Raw genomic sequence first — 634 nt, forward strand, 5'->3', positions numbered from 1 at the left:
CCCAGCTGCAGGCGCGAGGCCGCCGCGTCGTCGACCAGGACCGTGGCGTGCGGGTGCATCTGCATGATCGTCGCGGGCCACATCGCGCTCACCGGGCCCTCCACCAGCTGGTGCACCGCCTCCGCCTTGCCCTTGCCCGTGGCCAGCAGCACCAGGTGCCGCGCCGACATGATCGTCGCCAGACCCTGCGTCAGACAGTGCCGCGGCACCCGCTCCACGTCGTCACCGAAGAACCGCGCGTTGTCCTCGCGCGTCTGCGCCGTCAACGTCTTGATCCGCGTCCGCGACGCCAACGACGACCCCGGCTCGTTGAACGCGATGTGCCCGTCCGTCCCGATCCCCAGGATCTGCAGGTCCACACCCCCCGCCCCCGCGATCGACTCCTCGTACGCCGCGCACGCCGCCACCAGGTCCTCCGCGTTGCCGTCCGGACCCTGCACCGCACCCGGAGCGAAGTCCACACGCGAGGCGATCTCCGTCTCGATCACGTTGCGGTACCGCTGCGGATGATCGACCGGCAACCCCACGTACTCGTCCAGCATGAACGCCCGCACCCCCGCGAACGACAACCCCTCCTGCACATGACGCCGCACCAGCTCGTCGTACACCTTCAACGGCGACGACCCCGTCGCCA

The 634-nt window shown here is 70.2% G+C and carries 1 protein-coding gene; it reads right to left on the minus strand.

Features of this window, described 5'->3' with window-relative positions:
• Positions 1–634: glucosamine-6-phosphate deaminase (gene nagB, locus MT994_RS19285; RefSeq protein WP_354807602.1), on the minus strand; the 634-nt coding region annotated here is incomplete at both ends.

Origin of the sequence: Cellulosimicrobium sp. MI9406, from assembly GCF_040595865.1 — a bacterium.
Classification (GTDB): domain Bacteria; phylum Actinomycetota; class Actinomycetes; order Actinomycetales; family Cellulomonadaceae; genus Cellulosimicrobium; species Cellulosimicrobium funkei.